Source organism: Bacillus sp. 7_6_55CFAA_CT2, assembly GCF_000238655.1.
Classification (GTDB): Bacteria; Bacillota; Bacilli; order Bacillales; family Bacillaceae_G; genus Bacillus_A; species Bacillus_A cereus.
The window spans coordinates 1488887-1510528 of record NZ_JH414708.1; the positions used below are offsets into that span (position 1 = coordinate 1488887).

Below are 21642 nucleotides of genomic sequence, written 5' to 3' on the forward strand. Positions count from 1 at the left end.
ATGACGTTTGCTTCATCATTTTCAGAGCCGAAAGGAATTAGGCGAAAGCATCTTGTTTTAAAATGCGGCTATGAATCATCTAAGAGGGGGAAGTGAAGTGGCAAACAAAGAATTGAAAAGGGGTTTAGAAGCACGTCATATTCAAATGATTGCTTTAGGCGGAACGATTGGTGTTGGTTTGTTTATGGGGTCAGCCAGCACAATTAAATGGACAGGTCCGTCAGTAATGCTTGCTTATGCAATTGCAGGTATTTTCATCTTCTTCATCATGCGTGCCATGGGAGAAATGTTGTATATGGAGCCAAGTACAGGCTCATTTGCGACGTTCGGTCATAAGTATATTCATCCGCTAGCTGGTTATATGACAGCTTGGAGTAACTGGTTCCAGTGGGTTATCGTTGGGATGTCAGAAATTATCGCGGTTGGAGCGTATATGCAATATTGGTTCCCGGACTTACCAGCTTGGATACCAGGTATAATCGCAATGGTCATTCTTGGCGCAGCTAACTTAATTTCTGTGAAGTCATTTGGTGAATTTGAATTTTGGTTCGCGATGATTAAAATCGTTACGATTCTATTAATGATTATTGCGGGATTTGGCCTTATTTTCTTCGGAATTGGTAACGGCGGAGAAGCGATTGGCATATCTAATCTTTGGTCAAATGGCGGTTTCTTTACAGGTGGTTTCTCAGGATTCTTCTTTGCTTTATCACTTGTAGTTGGTGCATACCAAGGTGTGGAATTAATCGGTATTACTGCTGGTGAAGCGAAGGATCCAAAGAAGACACTTACAAGAGCGATTCAAAGTACAATTTGGCGTATTTTAATTTTCTACATCGGTGCTATTTTCGTTATTGTAACTGTGTATCCGTGGGATCAATTAAGTACAATTGGTAGTCCGTTCGTAGCAACTTTTGCGAAAGTTGGTATTACGGCAGCAGCTGGATTAATTAACTTCGTTGTTATTACAGCAGCAATGTCTGGTTGTAATAGTGGTATTTATAGTGCTGGTCGTATGCTTTATACGTTAGGTGTAAATGGACAAGCACCGAAATATTTCACGAAACTTTCTGGAAATGGTGTGCCTTTATTTGGTACAGTTGGCGTAATTATCGGTCTGGCGGTTGGTGTTGTTTTAAGTTACATCGCACCGAAAAACTTATTCGTATATGTATATAGTGCGAGTGTACTTCCTGGAATGGTACCATGGTTTGTCATTTTAATTAGTCAAATTAATTTTAGAAAAGAAAAGGGAGCAGAGATGAAAGATCATCCGTTCAAAATGCCATTTGCTCCTGTTACAAACTATTTAACAATTGCCTTTTTAATTATGGTATTAATCGGAATGTGGTTTAACGATGATACTCGTATTTCATTAGTTGTAGGTATTATTTTCTTAGCTATCGTTACAATTAGTTTCTATGCTTTTGGAATAGGAAAGCGAGCTCCGTTAGACGTTCAAAATAATAAAGAGATTTCAAGTAAATAAAGAAGAGGCTGTTCATCTGGAACAGCCTTTTCTTATTGTTGTTATTTGTTGATAAATCGATATAACTTGTCGAATCGTTGATATAATTTGATTTGTGATAGATATATTTGAAAAATCGTTGATATATTGTACGTTATGATAGATATATTCGAAAAATCGTTAATATAATTTTACATACTATCTGTCGCTATCATGATTAAAATTTCTCTAATACGATTTTCCCAATGGTGTGCCCGCTTTCAAGTAGTGTATGTGCTTTCTTTAAGTTTTCAGCGTTAATCGGTGTTAATGTTTCATTTAAAGTAAGAATCCTTTACTTCTATATTATAGATGGTGAAATATTGCTATGTAAAAAAATACCCTTTTTTTATGCAAGCTGTACTGATAGTCTAGAAGGAGTTTATTTCTAAAAAGAAGAATTTTTTACTGTATTACTTTATCCAAAACTAAATGTAAAGGTGGATACATAATGACAGTAAAGAAACTTTATTTCATCCCAGCAGGTCGTTGCATGTTGGATCATTCGTCTGTTAACAGTGCGTTAACACCGGGGAAACTATTAAACTTGCCGGTGTGGTGTTATCTTTTGGAGACGGAAGAAGGTCCTATTTTAGTAGACACAGGTATGCCAGAAAGTGCAGTTAATAATGAAGGGCTTTTTAACGGTACATTTGTTGAAGGACAGATTTTACCGAAAATGACTGAAGAAGATAGAATCGTGACTATATTAAAGCGTGTAGGGTATGAGCCGGACGACCTTTTATATATTATTAGCTCTCACTTACATTTTGATCATGCAGGAGGAAACGGTGCTTTTACAAATACACCGATTATTGTGCAGCGAACCGAATATGAGGCAGCACTTCATAGAGAAGAATATATGAAAGAATGTATATTACCGCATTTGAACTACAAAATTATTGTAGGGGATTATGAAGTGGTACCAGGTGTTCAAGTATTGTATACGCCAGGTCATTCTCCAGGCCATCAGTCGCTATTCATTGAGACGGAGCAATCCGGTTCAGTTTTATTAACGATTGATGCATCGTACACGAAAGAGAATTTTGAAGATGAAGTGCCGTTCGCAGGATTTAATCCAGAATTAGCTTTATCTTCAATTAAACGTTTAAAAGAAGTTGTGGCGAAAGAGAAACCAATTGTTTTCTTTGGTCATGATATAGAGCAGGAAAAGGGTTGTAGAGTGTTCCCGGAGTATATATAGTGCAAAAAGTCATGAGTTCGCGTGCTCATGACTTTTTCATTTAAATAATTTTTTTAAATAAATTATAAACTTTTTTTGAACTATCTTCGTTTAACTGATAGTACGTAAGGTTTACATCATCAGGAGTATTTTGCTGAGCAATCATCACTTCGCTGCTGTGATGATCAACTACCCATATGAAATATTTTTTATAAGTTCCATCCTCGAAAGTAATCCACATATCACAATCTATTAAGTCTGATCCTTCTTCATCTAATGTTAATTTCCCTTTTTTTGTCGGTATTCATACTGTTAATAAACGTTTTTAATTCATCTGTTTTTGTGAGAAAGATATCCTGTTTTGTTTTAATTGATTCTACATGTATATCTTTTATTTCCTGTTTTCCTAAAAAACAGGGGGCTCATTTGGATCTCGCGAGCTTGAAATAATAGTAGCTTTCTTTTTCGGTTTATTTGCAGTATAGAGATCTTGAATAGATTTTCCCGAGTTTATAAACCATGCAATTCCAGAAATAATTAATACGCTACCTAGCAATAAAATAATTTTTTTAATAGGATTTTCTCCTCTCTATTACTTCGTGTGAAGAGCTTTTCTATTAATATATGATAGGTAAGCGTAAAGTATTATAGTTGAACTTGGTTATGCTTCACAGTTTTTATCGGGCGATCTATGAGTAAATTGTAAGTGAGCCCAATTAATACGAAAATGCCACCGATAACTTTACCAATTGAGAGTTCATTTGTCAGGAAGAAATCAATAATAGTCCCCGCAAATAATTGTCCGATAAAGATGAGTAATGTTAAATAAAAGGCTGATATTTTAGGAGTAATATAGTTGGATAATGAAATAACGATAACTCCTACTAATCCGCCTAAGTATACGGCGATAGGAATAGATTGCAACTTATGAATAGGGATATACAATGAATCTGAACTGAAAATTAAAAATAACATAGAGAAAAATAATCCAGTAATATAATTGAAAAACGTGCCTTCCCAGTTTCCAATTTCCTTTGCTAAATTCGCGTTAATAATTCTAGCAACAACGATAGAAACACCAGCTAAAATAGCGATCGTAATATATAACATTTTCTTGCCCCCATTAATAAATTGTCATGATTATAATTCCAGAAGAGATGAAACATAATCCAATTAGTTTTTTCTTTTCAAACTTTGCAACTTTCATTCCTAATAAGCCGAAATGATCAATAATAATGGAAGCAATGGATTGGCCGAGTAAACTTAATGCGATCGTAATAGAGGCACCAAGGACGGAGAAACTTATATTGTTAAAAAGAACAGTGAATACTCCAATCGCTCCAGCGCTATATAAAAAAAGCGGAATACTTTTATCGAAATGAATTTTATGTTTGTTTAAGATTAAAATGAAAATAACTGCAATTAAACCGACAAGGTGAATGACAACGCTTGCTGTGTACTTGCCAATTAACTCAGATAAAATCCCATTCAATGGAAGCATAACGGCGATGAGCACACCAATAAAGACAGAAAGAAAGTTATACAATGTAATATCCCCTTTGTATTTCATATTTGTAATGACTGTATCATGCTGAAATTGTGTATTGTTATGACATATGTCATAGTGGAAGAAGAAAATTTTGATTACAATGGGGATGAGTTGTAAAGGTGGGGAACTATGAAGAAAGTATGTAATTCTATTAAATTAGCAGAGTATATGAAGAAAAATAATATTGATTCATTTTTTAGTCATGATATGAAGCCATATATGGAACTTATATTTTTTAAAAAGAATGAGTTTATTTGTAGAGAAAATGAAGAGATAGATTATTTATATTTCTTTGTTGAAGGAAAAGCGAAAGCGTTTAACACATTAAGTAACGGGAAATCCGTATTACTGTGTTTTTATGATAGTTTGCAGTTACTTGGAGATGTGGAGTTAATTCATTCCCAAAGGATTACTTCAAATGTACAAGTAATGGCAGATTCATATTGTGTTGGTTTACCATTAGGAAAAGTGAGAAATCAGCTATTTCATGATGCGAAATTTTTAAGATGTATTTGTGGATCGTTAGCACATAAGTTAAATCGACTTTCAAAAAATAGTACAATTAATTTATTGTATCCGCTTGAAAATAGACTTGCGAGTTACATGTTAGCAGCAGGGGAACGAGCAGTTCAGCATGAAAATAGAATTGTATTTAGTGGGAATTTAACGGAAATAGCGGAATTGTTAGGAACGAGCTATCGGCATTTGTTGCGAACATTAAATATTTTTTGTGATAAAGAGATAATAAAGAAGAACGATGGATGCTATGAAGTAGTAAACGTGGATGTTTTGAGAGAATTGGCAGCAGATGTTTATAAATAGGAGGAGAGTATAAATGATAACACCTATATTTAGAATTTTTGATATTGAAAAAGCAAAACTATTTTACTTAGGTTTTTTAGGATTTAAACTGGATTGGGAACATCGGTATGAGGAAAATATGCCATTATATTTGCAAATTTCGTTACAGGATGCTGTGATACATTTATCAGAACATCATGGTGATGCCTCACCAGGTGGTGCGATTCGGATTAAAATAGATGATGTAAAGGATTATCATTCTGTATTATTAAGTAAAGAATATACTTATTCGAAGCCGAATATAGAAAAAACACCTTGGGGTACAATTGAATTAACTGTAATTGATCCGTTTTCAAATAGAATTACACTATACGAGGAAAAATTGTAGAAATGGAATGAAGAGTAGTTCATAGAGCAGTGAACTGCTCTTTTTTATTTTGAGTAGATATTGAATTATATAAAAATAAAATGTTATGATTATGGAAACGTATGAATATATGAACAAGTATTCATACGTTTAAGAGAAGGAGGGATTAGAATGATAGACCTAATTATTATTGGAGCGGGTCAAGCTGGATTAACAATGGGATATTACTTGAAGCAAGAAGGGTATAATTTTTTATTACTTGAGGCAGGAAAACAAGTTGGTGATTCATGGAGAAATCGATATGATTCTTTGCAGCTTTTTACCCCAAGGTCTTACAGTAGCTTGCCGGGTATGGCGTTAATAGGTGAAAAAAATGAATTTCCATATAAAGATGAAATTGCAACTTATTTAGAAGAATATGCAAGACATTTTCAATTACCGGTACAATTACAAACGGAAGTTCTAAAAATAAAGAAAGAAAAAGAAATATTTGAATTACATACTCCTACAGAAGTTTTACAAACGAAAAAAGTTATTATCGCATCAGGTGCTTTTCAGCAACCGTTTATTCCCTCAGTTTCAGCAAATCTATCATCACATATTTTTCAAATACATTCATCACAATATAAATCACCATCACAAATTCCTAAGGAAAAAGTACTAGTAGTAGGTGGTGGGAATTCAGGAATGCAAATTGCAGTAGAACTGGCAAAGACTCATGAAGTTACGGTGTCTATTAGTCATCCTTTAACGTTTTTACCGTTACAACTTTTTGGAAAAAGTATTTTTAATCTGCTAGAAAAAGTGGGTTTATTGTACGCTGAAATAAATACAAAGAGGGGAAGATGGTTCCAGAAGAGAAAGGACCCTATTTTCGGTTTTGAAGGTAAGAAACTTATTCGTAATGGAGCAATCAAACTGCAAGAAAAAGTAGTAAGTGCATCAGGAAATAACATTATGTTTCAGAATGGTGATACTTATAGTGCAGAAAGCATTATATGGTCAACTGGTTTTGTTCAAAATTATAATTGGATTGAAATTGAACAGGCAGTGAATGAGAAAGGATTTCCTAATCATATAAAGGGAATCAGTCCAGTAAAAGGATTGTATTATATCGGTTTACCATGGCAATCTCAAAGGGGTTCCGCACTTATTTGTGGTGTAGGAAAGGATGCAGAGTATGTACTTTCTGAAATCAAAAAAATAGATCAGTAGCAATAACTACTGATCATCCATATGTACATGAATTAGGAGAGGTCAAACATTTATTAACTTTATTATAATAGATTTTTATAGAATTAAAAACTGAAAATTCAAATTTAATGTTGAGAAAGTTTTTTGTATCGAAATATATGAAAAAATAGGGATTTTTATTAAAACAGAAAAAGATATTTCTATTTTAGTAAATTATGATATAGTCTAAATAAGCGTGTTTTTCCATAAATGTAATTATTTTCATTGTAATTTTGTTTATATGAGGGAAGGAGAAGTAATTATGAAGTTTGATGATCAACGCTTACTAGGAGTCCGATTAGGTTCTGTACTTGTGACAGAGGAAAATCAATATTTAGTAATTAAGAAAAAAGATCATTATGCACTGTTAAATATACATAATTTAGAATGCACTCATGTTGAAGTGCAGTTAGAACATTTGGAAGAAATGTTGCGGGAAGATTTCCAAGAAAGTATAACGGAGATTATCGCACCAGAACATATAAAAATTGTTGCGAAAAATGTTATATAGATAAAGAAGCTGGAAGGAACAGCTTCTTTATTTTCATTATAAGGATAACGTTTTTACAACCTCACCAATGAAGTGTTTTCTTTTTTAGTTAGTTTGAAGTGAACTTTTGAAAAAATTTGTCTCGGTACATGTACATAACCCATGAGATTGTTATTAAAGAAATGATGATTTGTTTGTTTTTAATTGGTGCATTGAAAACAAGCCAACCAACTATATCAAATAACAAATGTAGCACGATTGAAAGAACTACAAATTGAAGTAACGTATTTAAAAATCTTTTTATAAAGTGTCCTCTTAAAATAATAGGTTTTATTAACAGTTTGATATAGTGATATTATACATTAAATGTGTATTGTGGTAAAATTTACATAAGTTAGTGGAATAAAGCAAATGAAAGTTAGTAAGGGGGAACATTCATGGAATTCTGGATGGTTATACTGATAGTAGCTGTTGGTTTCATTTATATCGCTGAAAAATTAACTACAATTGAAAAGAAAAATGATGCGCGTTTAAAGAGAATTGAAGATAGATTACAATTAATTACGAAAGAAATGGGAATTATAGAAAGAGAACCTGAAATTAATAAAGAACTACGCCAGCTTGTAGAAGAAGGCAAAAAAATTACAGCAGTTAAGAGAGTAAGAGAAGCTTTTGGTTTTTCCTTACTAGAAGCGAAGCAATATGTTGATAAATTATAAAAAAGATCATCCATTTGGGTGATCTTTTTCACTGCACCATGCGTGTATTTACATAAGCGGCGATTATAAAGTGTCCAATTAGAGTGATAGGAATAACGATTGTGACATTAGGCGTAGTGAAGACACTACCGATTGTCGCAATGACACCAGCAATTAAATTATAAAGACCTACTATTTTTGATAGTTTCACTTTATCAGGCACGCGGCGTTCGTTGAATCCTGATAAGAGCCAAGTGTACTGCTTTACTCCGATGAAATAAGCTAGTGCAAATGAAATGATTGCTACTATAAATAATGTTGGTGAAGCGAAGAGAGTCATTGCAAACACCTCCGTTAATGGACTATAAATAAATTATAGTCCGAATGTTATAATTTAACAAAATATAATTTAGGTTTTAAGTGTAATAGAAAAATGGAGTATTGGTAATGAGGGGAGATTAAGTATGAATATTGTGGAGTTTCAGAGGTATGTATCAAATTTCAGTAAAGAAAAAGGATTTCAAGATACAACAATTGAAGAGCGTACGATATATACGATGGCGGAATTAGGTGAATTAGCGGAAGTCATATTAAAGCGTGATACAATACAAGATGCGAAAAGAGAAATCGGTTTAGAAATGTTTGATGTAATTTGGAATGTATGTGATTTAGCAAATAAATTAAATATTGATTTAGAGAAGGCGTTTAAAGAAAAAATGAAAATTAATAAAAAGCGTGAATGGTAAGTAGAATTTTAATTTGTAAAGATGGGTGATATGAATGAAAAAGAAGCTTTTTATAGGAGGAATCTTTACTTTAATAAGTGTAATAAGTGTTGTCGTTTACTTAGTTTTTCAAGGCATATTCATTCCGAATCAAATAAGTGCTGATAAGTATGAAATAAAAGGTGTAGATGTCGCATCGTATCAAGGGGATATAGATTGGAGAGAGTTGGAAAAGCAAAATATGAAGTTTGCGTTTATAAAGGCGACTGAAGGAAGTTCGTTTGTGGATGAGTACTTTTCGAAAAATTGGAGGAATGCGAATAAGACAGATATGCGCATCGGAGCGTATCATTTTTTTAGTTTCAATAGTAAGGGTGAAACACAAGCAGAGCAATTTATACGAACTGTTCCAAAATATAAACAAGCATTGCCACCCGTGATTGATGTTGAGTTTTACGCTAACAAAAAAGATAATCCGCCTAAGCGTGAAGATGTTACGAAAGAGTTGGCGGTCATGATTGAAATGCTAGAAAAACATTACGATAAGAAAGTAATATTGTATGCAACGCAAGAGGCGTATGATTTATATATAAAGGATGCGAATCCAAAATGTGATATATGGATTCGTAGTGTTCTTACAAAACCGAGTTTATCTGATGAGAGAAAATGGACGTTTTGGCAATACACGAACCGCGGGAGATTAAGCGGTTATAATGGAAAAGAAAAGTATATTGATTTGAATGTATTTTATGGGAATGAGGAAGAGTTTGAGAATTATGGAATGGAAGATTAAGTTTTAAAGCGTACAACATTTTGTACGCTTTTTTATCATTTGTGTAAAAAAATGTAAAAAACGATGGAACAAAGATTTGAGATGAATTGTCTAATATAGGTAATAACTATTTAGTTTGAAAGGAAGGATGGAGAAAATGAAAAAGAATACATTATTAAAATTAGGGGTATGTGTTAGTTTACTAGGAATAACTCAATTTGTTAGTACAATTTCTTCTGTGAAAGCAGAACAAAAGCTAGAGCAAATAGTAATCAAAAATGAGACGGGAACCATTTCAATATCTCAGTTAAACAAGAATGTATGGGTTCATACGGAGTTAGGTTATTTTAATGGAGAAGCAGTTCCTTCGAACGGTCTAGTTCTTAATACTTCTAAAGGGCTAGTACTTGTTGATTCTTCTTGGGATAACAAATTAACGAAGGAACTAATAGAAATGGTAGAAAAGAAATTTCAGAAGCGCGTAACGGATGTCATTATTACACATGCGCACGCTGATCGAATTGGCGGAATAACAGCGTTGAAAGAAAGAGGCATTAAAGCGCATAGTACAGCATTAACCGCAGAACTAGCAAAGAACAGTGGATATGAAGAGCCGCTTGGAGATTTACAAACAATTACGAGTTTAAAGTTTGGCAATACAAAAGTAGAAACGTTCTATCCAGGGAAAGGACATACAGAAGATAATATTGTTGTTTGGTTGCCACAATATCAAATTTTAGCTGGAGGCTGTTTAGTAAAATCTGCGGAAGCTAAAGATTTAGGAAATGTTGCGGATGCGTATGTAAATGAATGGTCTACATCGATTGAGAATGTGCTGAAGCGATATGGAAATATAAATTCGGTAGTACCTGGTCATGGAGAAGTAGGAGACAAGGGATTACTTTTACATACATTGGATTTATTAAAATAAGAAATTGTAGAAATACAAAAGAAAGGAGAAATAATTTTCTCCTCTCTTTCTTCTAACTATATTTAAATGCTGAATCTGTCGATTACGTCAGCATATATTACTGAGATTTTAATTCCAAGTATACAAATACTAGTACTGTCATAATTGCAATAACAACGTAAGTAGCATCAAGCATTATAAGTGTTTTTAAAGTTTCAGTCATCGTAATTCACCCCTGTTATAAAAATATAACATGATCTTTTTATTGATTAGATTAGAGATCATAAAGATAAAATGTATATGAAATTTCTTAAGTAGCTTCTATATAAATATATCATATAAATAATGTAAGTAATGTTAAGATAGTGTAAATGTATTGTAAATAAAGAGGTTTACAATGAAGGCTGTAATAAAAAAATGATAGTTCCTTAAAATAAAAAATACGCTATTTTCATATGTGATGAATTGCAATTATTTGTATAAGGGATTCAAAAAAATTTTTCGTTGTATATATTTCTCCAAATTAATTATTTAGCTATTTAAAAGTATCGAAAGATGTGTGTACACTAATGTATATTTTTTGGATGTCAATAAAAGTATTATGTCAACAATATGAACTGTCACAAATCTTTATATATTATTGTGATTGATATCACATCACTTTTTTTCAATGGGTATTATGCTTAAGGTGTAATGAATGATTGGGAGAGGGTGGGATGATATGTTTTGTTATCAATGTGAACAAACGCCAACAGGCGGATGTAAAGTAATGGGTGTTTGTGGCAAGAATGAAACGATTGCGAGTTTACAAGATACGATTGTGTTTGGGCTAAAAGGAATTGCAGCTTATCGCACACATGCTGCTCAGCTAGGGTATACGGATGCATTTGTAGATGCTACAACACAAGAAGCTTTATATATGACATTAACAAATTCTAACTTTAACGAACAAGAGCATATTGATATGGCTATGAAAGTTGGGAAATCAGCTTTACGGGTGATGGAGTTATTGGATGAGGCACATACGAATCATTTTGGTGTGCCAGAGCCTGTACAAATTACACAAAATCGTGTAGAAGGTAAAGCAATTGTAGTTACGGGCCATAATTTATTTGCATTAGAAGAACTATTAAAGCAAACAGAAGGAAAAGACATTAATATTTATACGCATTCTGAAATGCTACCAGCACACGGATATCCGCAGCTGAAAAAATATAAACATTTAAAAGGAAACATCGGTAAGGCATGGTATGATCAAAGACGCCTTTTTGAAAAATTTACTGGTGCCATATTAGCTACAACGAACTGTGTTATGCCAATTAAAGGCTCGTACTCTGATCGATTCTTTTCATATGAAATTGCAGGTTTAGAAGGTGTACAAAAAATTGAAAATGATGATTTTACATCATTGATTCAAAAAGCACTAGAACTTCCAGAAGTACATATGGAGTCGGATGAACAGTTAGTGACAGGGTTTCATCATAATACAGTATTATCATTAGCTCCAGAAATTATTGATGCAGTAAAAGAGGGGAAGATAAAGCGTTTCTTTGTTATCGCCGGTTGTGATGCACCGGGAAAAGGCGGAGAATATTATCGTGAATTAGCAACGTCACTTCCGCCAGAAACGGTTATTTTAACAACTTCTTGCGGGAAATTCCGCTTTAATGATGTGGATTACGGTGTTGTACCTGGTACGGAAATTCCGCGTTACATTGATTTAGGACAGTGTAATAATTCAATTTCTACAGTGAAAATAGCGGCTGCTTTAGCTGATGCTTTTCAATGTGAAGTGAATGAATTGCCAGTAAGTATTGTACTATCATGGTTTGAACAAAAAGCGGTTGCCATTTTACTAGGGCTATTTAGTCTTGGGATTCAAGATATTCGCATCGGTCCAAAGGCCCCTGAATTTATTTCACCTGGCGTGCTTGATGTATTACAAGAAACATTTGGTTTAAAACTAATTACAAATGCAGCAGAAGACATGGCTATGATGTTATCGTAACAAAAAATGATCTGTCTTATTAATAAGAAGAGCTAGCCATATTCATTAACTTTGGTATAGTATAGCGCCCCAAAATAAAAATGTAGAATTTTTGTTTTGGGGTATTTTCTTTTCTTAGTGGGATAGGTATGGGGCAAAATAAAAAAGAAAATAGGCTGTATCGAATAGGTAATAGTTGATTTTAGAAAAATATAAAAATCGAGTTGACATCCATCTCTACTTAGTCATACAATGTACTTGTAATAAGCAATACTGAGTAGTGTTGTTTCTCAAAATATTTTCAGTAGACAATAGGTAATAGCGGATTTTAGAAAAAATTTGAAAATCAGTTGACATCTATCGCTACTTAGTCATACAATGTGGATGTAATAAGTGATACTGAATAGTATGAATTCAAAAAAACTACTCAGTAAAAAATTCGCCTTAGTACTCTGTAATACTGAATATAAGTCAGACAGAATAGGGGGTAAAGGAGGACCAGGATATGGAAAATTTAACTGAAATGTTGAAAGGTTCACTGGAAGGGTGTGTACTGGAAATCATTAGTCGCCGTGAAACGTATGGCTATGAGATTACCCGCCACCTGAATGACCTTGGGTTTACCGAAGTTGTGGAAGGTACGGTGTATACTATCCTCGTACGATTAGAGAAGAAAAAGCTTGTGAATATTGAAAAGAAACCATCAGATATGGGGCCGCCTCGTAAGTTTTATTCATTAAATGAAGAAGGTCGCCAGGAGCTTGAATTGTTTTGGAAAAAATGGGATTTTGTATCGTCAAAAATTAACGTCTTGAAGTCAAAATAGGTTCATAAGATAAAACGTTCCGGCCGATACTTTGGGAATTTCTTGTTCGGTTTTATAAAAAAGGAGGAAAATAAGATGTTAGAAATGTTCAAAAAGTTAATTGGTGATAAAAAAGAGTACAAAATGATGATGGCACGAGTTGAGGCTCTGCCAGAGGACTACCAATTTGTATTTAAGAAAATTCAAAACTACATGTGGAATTTCTCAGCGGGTAACGGGATGGATATGTTACACATACAGTATGAATTAATCGATTTGTTTGAAGCTGGTGCAGCAGAAGGAAGACAAGTGCTTGACATTACTGGGGATGACGTGGCTTCCTTTGCTGACGAACTAGTGGCAAATGCTAAAACTTACGTCTCCAAGTATCGTGAAGATTTGAATGAAAGTATTATGAAGAAATTGAGAAAAAAATAAATGGAATAAGTAGTACCGACTGATTAGCTGGTTACACATATGAATTGCCATCATAGCTATTCAGTTATATTTTTAACTCGGTACTAAGTAATACAGAATATCAGTGATACTAAATAGATAGAGATAAATAAATAGTCTTCGCAAAACATTTTTATAGGGAGGAAAAAAGTATGAGTCATGCAGCGATTTCTGTAAAAGGCTTGAAAAAATCCTTTAAAGACAAGGAAGTTTTAAAAGGGGTAGATTTTGAGGTGCAGCGTGGAGAAATTTTCGCGCTGCTAGGCTCAAATGGAGCGGGAAAGACGACAACGGTCAACATCCTTTCGACACTAATGAAGCAAGATAGCGGTGAAGTAAGTATTTGTGGATTTGATGTACAGAGTCAATCAGATCATGTTCGTCAAAGTATCAGTTTGACAGGGCAGTTCGCAGCTTTAGACGGTATGCTGACTGGGAGGGAAAACTTGATAATGATCGCCAAATTACGTGGTGTTTCCAATCCCGCTCAAGTTGCTGACAATCTACTTGCAAGATTTAGCCTGACTGATGCGGCAAACCAAAGGGCAGATCAGTATTCAGGCGGGATGAAGCGCCGGCTTGATATCGCGATGAGTTTGATTGGGGCGCCAGCAGTTATTTTTCTTGACGAACCAACGACTGGACTTGATCCTGAAGCGCGAATCGAAGTGTGGGATACAGTCAAGGAACTTGCTGGTAGCGGTACAACTATTTTGCTTACGACTCAGTACTTGGAGGAAGCAGAACAACTGGCAGACCGTATCGCTATTTTGCATGGCGGAAAAATTATTACGACAGGTACTCTTGCTGAACTAAAAGAGATGTTCCCGCCAGCAAAAGTGGAGTATATCGAGAAGCAACCGACATTGGAAGAAATATTCCTTGCGATCATTGGCAAAAAGGAGGAGATGTAAATGAAAAGTAAAACAGGTGTATTACTAGGTCGTTTAATGCGTAACATTATGCGCAGTCCGGATACAATTATTACAGTAGCGATTACACCGATTATGATGATGCTATTATTTGTCTACGTGTTTGGCGGCGCAATAAAAACTGGAACGGAAAACTACGTTAATTATTTATTGCCGGGAATTTTGCTAATGGCTATCGCATCCGGTGTAGCTTACACTTCCGTGCGACTCTTTACGGATGTAAAGAGTGGGCTGATGGCACGTTTCATTACGATGCCTATTAAGCGCTCATCGATATTGTGGGCTCACGTTCTAACCTCTCTGGTTGCTAATGTACTTACTATCGTGGTGGTTATTCTTGTTGCACTCTTAATGGGTTTCCGTTCCAGTGCTAATATTCTAGATTGGCTCGCGGTAGCTGGGATACTTGGGATGTTTACGCTGGCGCTAACATGGCTAGCTATCATTCCAGGATTGAAAGCGAGGTCTATGGAAGGGGCGACTGCTTACTCGTACCCGCTAGTTTTTCTTCCATTTATTAGTTCGGCCTTTGTGCCTACCGAAACGATGCCAAAAATTGTTCGTGTGTTTGCAGAGAATCAGCCTGTAACTTCAATCGTGAATGCGATTCGTGCTCTTTTATATGAAGGAACTGTTGGAAACGATATTTGGATTGCGCTCGCTTGGTGCGTAGGTATAATGGTCATCTCTTACTTTTTCGCCAGTAAAGCATTTAAACGTCAGTTAGGGTAAGAAACGTGATAAACGAAACCTTCAGGAATAATATATATTTAGAAAAGCACGGGAGATTTTCCGTGCTTTTATTATTTATCATGCTCTCATTGTAGTAAATGAAATGGTATTTAAAAATAGGATAATTATCCAGTGATAAAGCTTAATATTTGAGGCTCACTGCTTATGGAATGTATAAGCACACTCGTTTTTGTAAATCTGCTAATACTTCATCGGGTATTTCTTTGATTTTAATATCCTTCCCTAGAAAAAGCAGCCAATTTATTATTTCCGTCACTTCATCGGGATTGTTAACATTGATAAAAGTTTTTAAAATGGCTGTAGATTGGTAAGGATTAGTATAAGATATTGAAATTTTTAAAGGATGGTATTTTTTGAACTGGGCAATTGCTTTTGGTCCAAGTTCAAGTACCAAGTTGATTATTTCGTCCTTCTTACTTAGTTTTTCTAAAATCTTTTTCTTATTTAGCCTTTTGTTCGTCGTGTATGGTTCGATATTAATGAGATCATCGACAGGAAACATCATCTTCTTTTCTTTTTTTAAGTCAAACCCTTCAATGATCCAATGGCTTTTTTCTTGATAAAGGTGCAATAGATAAATTGGATAAGTCTTGATTTCTTCATCTTCTTTCATAGTAATCAATAAATGGTTATCCAAAAGAAGGATTTGAATGAGTTTTTCTAACATAGGATGGGGGAGATCAGAAAGCTCAAGTAGATCGGGATTATGAGGGTTAGTCCCTTGGAAAAGCAAGAGTTGATTTAAAAGAACGAGATCATCTTGCTGGGTTTCTGAGATGAGTCCTAGTAGTTTTTCGGCTAAAGATTGACGACTCTTTAGGTAGGGAAGTTGTTGATTCCTCGTAGCCATAAAGGCAATAAAAAGAGCTTTCACTTCATTATCAGTAAAGCGAACAACGGGCAGGATAGAATTATGCATAACAAAATATCCACCCGTTCTCCCAACTTCAGCGACCAGTGGCATTCCCATAGCTTCAATTTCTCTAATGTCTCTAATAGCTGTCGACCGTGAGATGTTAAATTCTTGTATAATTTCAGAAATTGTAAAGTGAGAGCGGTTGTTGATATACCGCATAATTGTATTAATCCGTTCAACTTTTTTCATTTTGGTCTCCTAAACAGTATCATTTTTTGACATGGTTTAAAGATATTATAAACGTATCAGATGAAAAGATAAATCGTTTGATTAATAAAAAAAGAGGCAGGTTTTGTATATGAAAAATTATACTATAGAAGAAAAAGATAGCTTTATTGTGTTAGGTATTGGAACTGAAATTAAGAGTGAGTACACAGACTTTGCTGGAATAAATAAAGAAAAGGAAGACTTTTGGTCGGCTGTTAAAGAAGATGGAAGGCTGGACACTTTAAAAGCTTTAGCGACAAATGAATACATTTTTTCTGTGAGCGAAGCGGTGAATAACAAAATGATGTATTATGCGGGTGTCATGACAGAAGCACAAATAGAAGAAGAATCTAGAGTGATTCAGTTTCCGAGGGGAGAATACTTAGTAGTAAAAGGGGAAGACAAAACAGCTGAAGAGTTAAGTAATAAGTTGACTGGCATCGCCTTCGGTCAAGCTTTACCAGATGCAAATGAGTTTGCTTATGTTGGTGGACCAAATACAACGGTTGAGATGGGGAAAAGAAACGGCTTAGTGTTTGGTGAAATATGGATTCCAGTTGTTAGGAAGTAAAGTGATAAAAGGTACGAATATGGGAAGTAGAGGCTAACAATCTTGGATTGTTGGCCTTTTTAACATGAATATAATATTCATGTGCTGCTACACAGTATGTTCTGATAAAATGGAATGAAAGGGAATTACTGTAAGGTGGTGGTGGGGTGAATAAAAAAAGGCTATTTGAGCTATTCATAGTAACGTTTGTTTTTCTATTCCTTCATGTAAGTACATTTACAAATGAGAAGTTTAACGATAAATTGGGTGCTTTTACTTACATTGTTTTATTTCTTATGCTTACTATCAACGCTATATTTATAGAAAGGTATTTTGGTGATATACAAAAGTGGATTCGAAATATTACATGTTGCTTTGCTTTATTCGTAGTGGTTTTAGTAGCTCTATGGATAGGTTATTTTTAGTCCTTACTTAAGAGAATGAGAAATATGTGATTACACTACATTCGATCCGATAATATTACTTAGCTGCATCGGTTTATATTAATTTTTTCTCTCCCCAATCATGATAAAATGTATAATAGGAAATTTTATGTAACATAAAGGGGGAAGGTTTATGGTCAGCTTGAGTACCTTGATAGCTTTTGCAATTGTTTCGCTTAGCATGGTTTGTTCACCTGGGCCTAATATGATTTATCTCATTTCCCGTTCCATTACGCAGGGACGTATGGCGGGATTTATTTCTTTATTGGGCATCATGCTCGGATTTGTAATCTATATAATCGCAACTATGTTTGGACTTACAGTTCTATTCCTTGCGGTTCCCGCTGTATATGAGGCAGTAAAGTGGGCAGGTGCTGCTTACTTACTCTGGCTAGCTTGGAATTCGATTAAACCGGGTGCTATATCTATTATGGAACCTCGTACGATTTCTAATGAACCACCACGGAAATTATTTTTAATGGGACTCATGACTAATCTTCTGAATCCAAAGATTGCTATTTTGTATGTATCACTTTTACCTCAATTTGAAGATCCAGAGAAGGGATCGTTGCTTTTTCAAGGTGCAGTTTTGGGCCTTACGCAAATCACTGTTAGCTTTATAGTTAACCTTCTAATTGTATGTACAGCAAGTAAAATTGCGAAATGGTTTGGCACACGTCCAACGTGGCTGCGAGTGCAGCGTTGGCTTATGGCAAGCGTATTGACAGGTCTTGCAGTACGTTTAGCTTTTGAACGTCGACAGTAAGAGCCTCTTTACCTTCAGTTTCTATAATATAACCTAATAAATATTAATATAAGTTATGTATAACAGATATTTACCTTATAAAATAAGGGGGGCATATTATGACTGAGACAAACGAATCTTCAGGAGTCAATTTGAAAAAAGATGTGAAGTTTTCTATTATAATTCCTGCACACAATGAAGAAAAGTACATTAGAAAATGTTTAGATTCAATTGCAAAGGCATCAGAGGCATATAAAGAGCAAACGGAAGTTATAGTTGTTTTAAATCGTTGCACAGATAAAACAGAGGAAATAGCAAAATCTTATAATTGTGTTACATTGAAAAATAACGATAAAAACTTATCTAAAATTCGAAATGCAGGGGCTAAAATAGCTAATGGAGAAATAATCGTCACTATAGACGCTGATACGATAATGACAGAGTCTATGTTGTCTAATGTAGATAAATATTTAGCTTCAGGTAAATACATTGGTGGTGGGGTAAATGGAAAGTTTGAAAGAATATCTTTAGGAATATTTCTCTCCGCAATGTTAATAATCATCCCCTTACTTTTTAAGTACGGAGCTATATCTGTAGGGATTTTTTGGTGCTATAGAAAAGACTTTATGGCAATTAAGGGATTTAATGAAAACATGCTTATGGCAGAAGATGCAGATTTCGCTAAACGGTTAAAAGAATGGGGAAAGAAAAATAATAAGAAATTCGGTACTATTAAAAATGGAATGATAACTTCATGCAGAAGATTTGATACATATGGAGACTGGACTTTACTTAAAAATCCAAAAGTAATTTTAGCTTATCTAAAAGGAAATGATAGAAAATACGCAGATAAGACATATTATGATAACCAAGAAAGATAAAAATGGAGAAAACCGGTAGAAAATAGTTAGTGCTTTTTTAGATATAATGAGAATCCAACTTAATTTAATAGATATTATAAGAAAACCATCAATTTGATTACCCTTTTTCAAATTGATGGTTTTTATTTTTGAAATAAATATGTATTTTTTTATGAAAATATTTTTTGACCCCCATAAAACTTTGTACTCCTCCGAATATGTATAGTGAAAAAAATAAATAGAAGAAAAATGACTATGAAAGAATATAGAAGTATTAATAAAATTACTAGATTAAGTGGCATCCAAAATGGAAGGATGAAATTACCAATTATATAGAGAAGAGTTATTCAAGAATTGCAGATAAAATAGAAAAAGAATAAGCAAAACGAACGGTAGAAAATAAGAAAGTAGATAAAAATACAAACTTAACTTTAGTGCCGAGAGAAAAGGAAAATTATTAAGAAAACGTTGGGAAAAGTTAGACTCGAAAAATATAACTAACAGCAAGAAAACAAGACCGAAGAAAAGTACCAAGAAAATCTGGTTAAATGGTCACTTGTGTAGTGGCCATTTTGCTATTTGAAGGAGGCTGGGAGATTACAAGTGTTGAGTTTAGTAATGAAGATCTTAAGAAAACCGAAAATAGAAGATATCGTATGTAACATACAAAACAACGAAGAAGACAAAGAAGCGTTTATCGTACAGTATCAGCCTTTTATTAGAAAATCAATCTCATCTGTCTGCCGTCGATATATTACAGAACAGGATGATGAATATAGCATTGGATTGTTTGCTTTTAACGAAGCAATTGAACAGTATTCCTATACAAAAGGAAAATCCTTTTTAGCGTTTGCTGATCTTCTTATAAAAAGAGATGTAATTGACTATATACGTAAGGAGTCTAAACATAACTTTGTCTTTTTAAAAGAAGATGAGCAAGAGGAAATGTTAGAAATGCAAGTGTCGCTTACGGAGTATATGAAAGAGATGGAAAATAGTAACCGTAAGGAGGAAATTCTTCATTTTCAAAGTGTGCTAGCTGAGTTTAAAATCACATTCTCAGAGCTTGCTAAAGAATCTCCTAAGCATCGTGATACACGTGAGCACTTAATAGAAATTGTGAAAATAATTATAAAAGAAGAGGAAATGATGGAAGAGCTGTTCCGAAAGAAAAAGTTACCGCTTAAACAGATTGAACCGCGTGTTAGGGTAAGTCGTAAAACGTTGGAACGACATAGAAAATACATTATTGCAATGTGTATTATTTTTGCAAACAACTATACATATATTCTGGATTACATAAGAGGGGAAAAGCATGATGACTAAAGGAATTGTGATGGATATAAAAAAGCATAGCGTAGTTGTTTTAACACCAAATGGAGAGTTTATTACGTGTAAAAGAAAAGGGGATTCTTGCATAATCGGGGAGGAAATCTCGTTTGATGAGCAAGAACAAAAAGCATCGCATTTTTCGATTCCTTTCTTTTTAAAGCCTGCATCAATACTTGTTGCTTGTTTTCTATTTGCAGTTTTGTTTTTCTACAACCAACCAGAAGAAAAAGTATTTGCTTACGTCTCAGTTGATATAAATCCAAGTTTAGAGGTGAGCGTAACGAAGGATTTTCGTGTTATAGATTTGCAGGCTTGTAATGATGATGGAAGGCGTATTTTAAAAGAATTGAAGCAATGGGAAAATAAACAATTACAAGAAGTAATACGTACTATTATAAATCAAAGTCAAGAGGATAAGTATTTAACGAATGATAAGCAAGTTATGCTAACAGCTGTTGCAAAGGACAAGGCACTAGAACCACTTTTGGAAAAGGCAATGAAAGAATTAAAGAAAGAATATGAGCTAAAACATATTACAGTTGAATATCAAAGTAGCACAATGCAAATACGAGAGAATGCTAGAAAAGCTGGAATTGGCACAGGTGTCTATATAAAGCAAGAGAATGAGAAGAACAAATCACTTACGCCTCCTGTCACCCCGTCTAATCCGGTGGAAAACGAAGAAGAGGTGCAATCACAGCCGGAGTCATCTCCTGATGCAACACTCGATTTGTCTCCTGTAAAAGAGAAAAAATATGAAAAGCAAGAGCAGAAAGAACAAAAGAAAACAGAGGAACAGCCATCGAAGCAAATAAAAGAAAACAATGGAAGAGGATCTCAGCAAGAAAATAGAGGGAATCAACAGGAGAATAACAGTAGAGAAGCTCAACAAGGAAATAATGGGAATCAGCAAGGGAATAACGGAAGAGGATCTCAACAAGGGAATAATGGAAATGGGCAAGGGAACAACGGAAGAGGATCTCAACAAGGGAATAATGGAAATGGGCAAGGGAACAACGGAAGAGGATCTCAACAGGGAAATAACGGAAACGAGCAAGGGAACAACGGAAGAGGATCTCAACAGGGAAATAACGAAAACGAGCAAGGGAACAATGGAAGAGGGTCTCAACAAGGGAATAATGGAAATGGGCAAGGGAACAATGGAAGAAATCCTCAACAAGGAAATAATGGGAATCAGCAAGGGAACAATGGAAGAGGATCCCAGAAAGAAAATGACGGAAACGAGCAAGGGAACAATGGTAGGGGGTCTCAACAAGAAAATAGAGGCCACCAGCAAGGGAATGAAAAGAAGAATCAATAGAATATGGAAGTGAGAGATTCATTTCAAAGCTAAAAGGATTTATTCCGCTATTTGCTGGGCAGCCCGATTGGTGAGGGCTGATGATTAGTGGGGGGTGAAC

General features: G+C 34.5%; 26 protein-coding genes and 2 pseudogenes. 21 read left to right on the forward strand and 7 right to left on the reverse strand.

Annotated features, from left to right (window positions below; genetic code table 11):
- Positions 1-97 precede the first annotated feature (97 nt).
- The gene (locus HMPREF1014_RS07650; protein WP_001284404.1) at positions 98-1489 is read left to right on the forward strand and encodes an amino acid permease; all 1392 of its coding nucleotides are present in this window, start codon (positions 98-100) and stop codon (positions 1487-1489) included.
- A gap of 196 nt (positions 1490-1685) precedes the next feature.
- Here the strand turns inward: HMPREF1014_RS07650 and HMPREF1014_RS29625 are convergent.
- Positions 1686-1793 (reverse strand): annotated as a pseudogene (locus tag HMPREF1014_RS29625) (zinc-binding alcohol dehydrogenase family protein); the annotation flags it as partial.
- 165 nt (positions 1794-1958) lie between these two features.
- Here HMPREF1014_RS29625 and aiiA point away from each other — a divergent pair.
- A complete protein-coding gene (gene aiiA, locus HMPREF1014_RS07655; protein WP_000216584.1) occupies positions 1959-2711 on the forward strand; it encodes a quorum-quenching N-acyl homoserine lactonase AiiA in 753 nt (250 codons plus the stop codon).
- Positions 2712-2751: 40 nt separating this feature from the next.
- Here aiiA and HMPREF1014_RS07660 read toward each other — a convergent pair.
- The 3 genes and pseudogenes from HMPREF1014_RS07660 to HMPREF1014_RS07670 form a co-directional block, all read right to left on the reverse strand.
- A pseudogene (locus HMPREF1014_RS07660) lies at positions 2752-3246 on the reverse strand (hypothetical protein).
- An 89-nt stretch (positions 3247-3335) separates the two neighbouring features.
- Positions 3336-3800, reverse strand: a complete 465-nt coding sequence (locus HMPREF1014_RS07665; protein ID WP_000965811.1) for a DMT family transporter — start codon at positions 3798-3800, stop codon at positions 3336-3338.
- 13 nt (positions 3801-3813) lie between these two features.
- Positions 3814-4260, reverse strand: coding sequence for a DMT family transporter (locus HMPREF1014_RS07670; protein ID WP_009326661.1), 447 nt, complete (start codon positions 4258-4260; stop codon positions 3814-3816).
- Between the two features lie 108 nt (positions 4261-4368).
- Here HMPREF1014_RS07670 and yeiL point away from each other — a divergent pair, with 108 nt between their 5' ends.
- The 4 genes from yeiL to HMPREF1014_RS07690 all read left to right on the forward strand — a co-directional run bounded on the left by yeiL (position 4369) and on the right by HMPREF1014_RS07690 (position 7151).
- A complete protein-coding gene (gene yeiL / locus HMPREF1014_RS07675) occupies positions 4369-5061 on the forward strand; it encodes a transcriptional regulator YeiL (protein ID WP_000754830.1) in 693 nt (230 codons plus the stop codon).
- Positions 5062-5074: 13 nt separating this feature from the next.
- Positions 5075-5428 (forward strand): glyoxalase superfamily protein, encoded by a 354-nt coding sequence (locus tag HMPREF1014_RS07680; RefSeq protein ID WP_000632405.1) that lies wholly within the window; start codon positions 5075-5077, stop codon positions 5426-5428.
- Positions 5429-5578: 150 nt separating this feature from the next.
- Positions 5579-6622: a flavin-containing monooxygenase gene (locus HMPREF1014_RS07685; RefSeq protein WP_000566228.1), complete on the forward strand. Its 1044-nt coding sequence runs from the start codon at positions 5579-5581 to the stop codon at positions 6620-6622.
- A 280-nt stretch (positions 6623-6902) separates the two neighbouring features.
- Positions 6903-7151 (forward strand): hypothetical protein, encoded by a 249-nt coding sequence (locus HMPREF1014_RS07690; RefSeq protein ID WP_000666948.1) that lies wholly within the window; start codon positions 6903-6905, stop codon positions 7149-7151.
- A gap of 88 nt (positions 7152-7239) precedes the next feature.
- On the opposite strand, the gene HMPREF1014_RS07695 is transcribed toward HMPREF1014_RS07690, so the two are convergent.
- Complete coding sequence (locus HMPREF1014_RS07695) at positions 7240-7434, reverse strand: hypothetical protein (RefSeq protein ID WP_000819660.1); 195 nt, start codon at positions 7432-7434, stop codon at positions 7240-7242.
- A gap of 133 nt (positions 7435-7567) precedes the next feature.
- Here HMPREF1014_RS07695 and HMPREF1014_RS07700 point away from each other — a divergent pair, with 133 nt between their 5' ends.
- Complete coding sequence (locus tag HMPREF1014_RS07700) at positions 7568-7849, forward strand: hypothetical protein (RefSeq protein WP_000397724.1); 282 nt, start codon at positions 7568-7570, stop codon at positions 7847-7849.
- 28 nt (positions 7850-7877) lie between these two features.
- Here HMPREF1014_RS07700 and HMPREF1014_RS07705 read toward each other — a convergent pair whose 3' ends face one another.
- Positions 7878-8168 (reverse strand): DUF3784 domain-containing protein, encoded by a 291-nt coding sequence (locus HMPREF1014_RS07705; RefSeq protein WP_000171773.1) that lies wholly within the window; start codon positions 8166-8168, stop codon positions 7878-7880.
- Between the two features lie 124 nt (positions 8169-8292).
- Here HMPREF1014_RS07705 and HMPREF1014_RS07710 point away from each other — a divergent pair, with 124 nt between their 5' ends.
- The 8 genes from HMPREF1014_RS07710 to HMPREF1014_RS07745 all read left to right on the forward strand — a co-directional run bounded on the left by HMPREF1014_RS07710 (position 8293) and on the right by HMPREF1014_RS07745 (position 15147).
- Positions 8293-8574, forward strand: coding sequence for a MazG nucleotide pyrophosphohydrolase domain-containing protein (locus tag HMPREF1014_RS07710; protein WP_001028132.1), 282 nt, complete (start codon positions 8293-8295; stop codon positions 8572-8574).
- Between the two features lie 34 nt (positions 8575-8608).
- The gene (locus tag HMPREF1014_RS07715) at positions 8609-9346 is read left to right on the forward strand and encodes a glycoside hydrolase family 25 protein (protein ID WP_000727666.1); all 738 of its coding nucleotides are present in this window, start codon (positions 8609-8611) and stop codon (positions 9344-9346) included.
- Positions 9347-9482: 136 nt separating this feature from the next.
- On the forward strand, positions 9483-10256 hold the full coding sequence (gene bla2 / locus HMPREF1014_RS07720) for a BcII family subclass B1 metallo-beta-lactamase (RefSeq protein ID WP_000742461.1): 774 nt from the start codon (positions 9483-9485) through the stop codon (positions 10254-10256).
- A gap of 700 nt (positions 10257-10956) precedes the next feature.
- The gene (gene hcp, locus HMPREF1014_RS07725; RefSeq protein ID WP_002098191.1) at positions 10957-12243 is read left to right on the forward strand and encodes a hydroxylamine reductase; all 1287 of its coding nucleotides are present in this window, start codon (positions 10957-10959) and stop codon (positions 12241-12243) included.
- Positions 12244-12727: 484 nt separating this feature from the next.
- The gene (locus tag HMPREF1014_RS07730) at positions 12728-13048 is read left to right on the forward strand and encodes a PadR family transcriptional regulator (RefSeq protein ID WP_000429488.1); all 321 of its coding nucleotides are present in this window, start codon (positions 12728-12730) and stop codon (positions 13046-13048) included.
- 75 nt (positions 13049-13123) lie between these two features.
- Complete coding sequence (locus tag HMPREF1014_RS07735; RefSeq protein ID WP_000891986.1) at positions 13124-13465, forward strand: DUF1048 domain-containing protein; 342 nt, start codon at positions 13124-13126, stop codon at positions 13463-13465.
- A 170-nt stretch (positions 13466-13635) separates the two neighbouring features.
- Positions 13636-14397 (forward strand): ABC transporter ATP-binding protein, encoded by a 762-nt coding sequence (locus HMPREF1014_RS07740; protein ID WP_000017473.1) that lies wholly within the window; start codon positions 13636-13638, stop codon positions 14395-14397.
- Positions 14398-15147 carry an ABC transporter permease gene (locus HMPREF1014_RS07745; RefSeq protein WP_000837818.1) on the forward strand — a complete coding sequence of 250 codons (750 nt, stop codon included), beginning with the start codon at positions 14398-14400 and terminating at the stop codon, positions 15145-15147.
- Between the two features lie 163 nt (positions 15148-15310).
- Here the strand turns inward: HMPREF1014_RS07745 and HMPREF1014_RS07750 are convergent, their stop codons facing one another.
- On the reverse strand, positions 15311-16273 hold the full coding sequence (locus HMPREF1014_RS07750; protein ID WP_000755022.1) for a helix-turn-helix transcriptional regulator: 963 nt from the start codon (positions 16271-16273) through the stop codon (positions 15311-15313).
- A gap of 109 nt (positions 16274-16382) precedes the next feature.
- Between HMPREF1014_RS07750 and HMPREF1014_RS07755 the strand changes: the two genes are divergently transcribed.
- From HMPREF1014_RS07755 to HMPREF1014_RS07780, 6 genes are all read left to right on the forward strand, one after another.
- The gene (locus HMPREF1014_RS07755) at positions 16383-16862 is read left to right on the forward strand and encodes a GyrI-like domain-containing protein (RefSeq protein ID WP_000801037.1); all 480 of its coding nucleotides are present in this window, start codon (positions 16383-16385) and stop codon (positions 16860-16862) included.
- A gap of 146 nt (positions 16863-17008) precedes the next feature.
- Positions 17009-17266: a DUF3963 domain-containing protein gene (locus tag HMPREF1014_RS07760; protein WP_001036206.1), complete on the forward strand. Its 258-nt coding sequence runs from the start codon at positions 17009-17011 to the stop codon at positions 17264-17266.
- 151 nt (positions 17267-17417) lie between these two features.
- Positions 17418-18050, forward strand: coding sequence for a LysE family translocator (locus HMPREF1014_RS07765; protein WP_000254104.1), 633 nt, complete (start codon positions 17418-17420; stop codon positions 18048-18050).
- Positions 18051-18148: 98 nt separating this feature from the next.
- The gene (locus tag HMPREF1014_RS07770; protein WP_000141005.1) at positions 18149-18910 is read left to right on the forward strand and encodes a glycosyltransferase family 2 protein; all 762 of its coding nucleotides are present in this window, start codon (positions 18149-18151) and stop codon (positions 18908-18910) included.
- A 582-nt stretch (positions 18911-19492) separates the two neighbouring features.
- On the forward strand, positions 19493-20215 hold the full coding sequence (gene sigI, locus HMPREF1014_RS07775; protein WP_009326663.1) for an RNA polymerase sigma factor SigI: 723 nt from the start codon (positions 19493-19495) through the stop codon (positions 20213-20215).
- A complete protein-coding gene (locus HMPREF1014_RS07780) occupies positions 20205-21542 on the forward strand; it encodes an anti-sigma factor domain-containing protein (RefSeq protein WP_009326664.1) in 1338 nt (445 codons plus the stop codon). Before sigI ends, HMPREF1014_RS07780 begins: the two co-directional genes overlap by 11 nt.
- Positions 21543-21642: the final 100 nt, after the last annotated feature.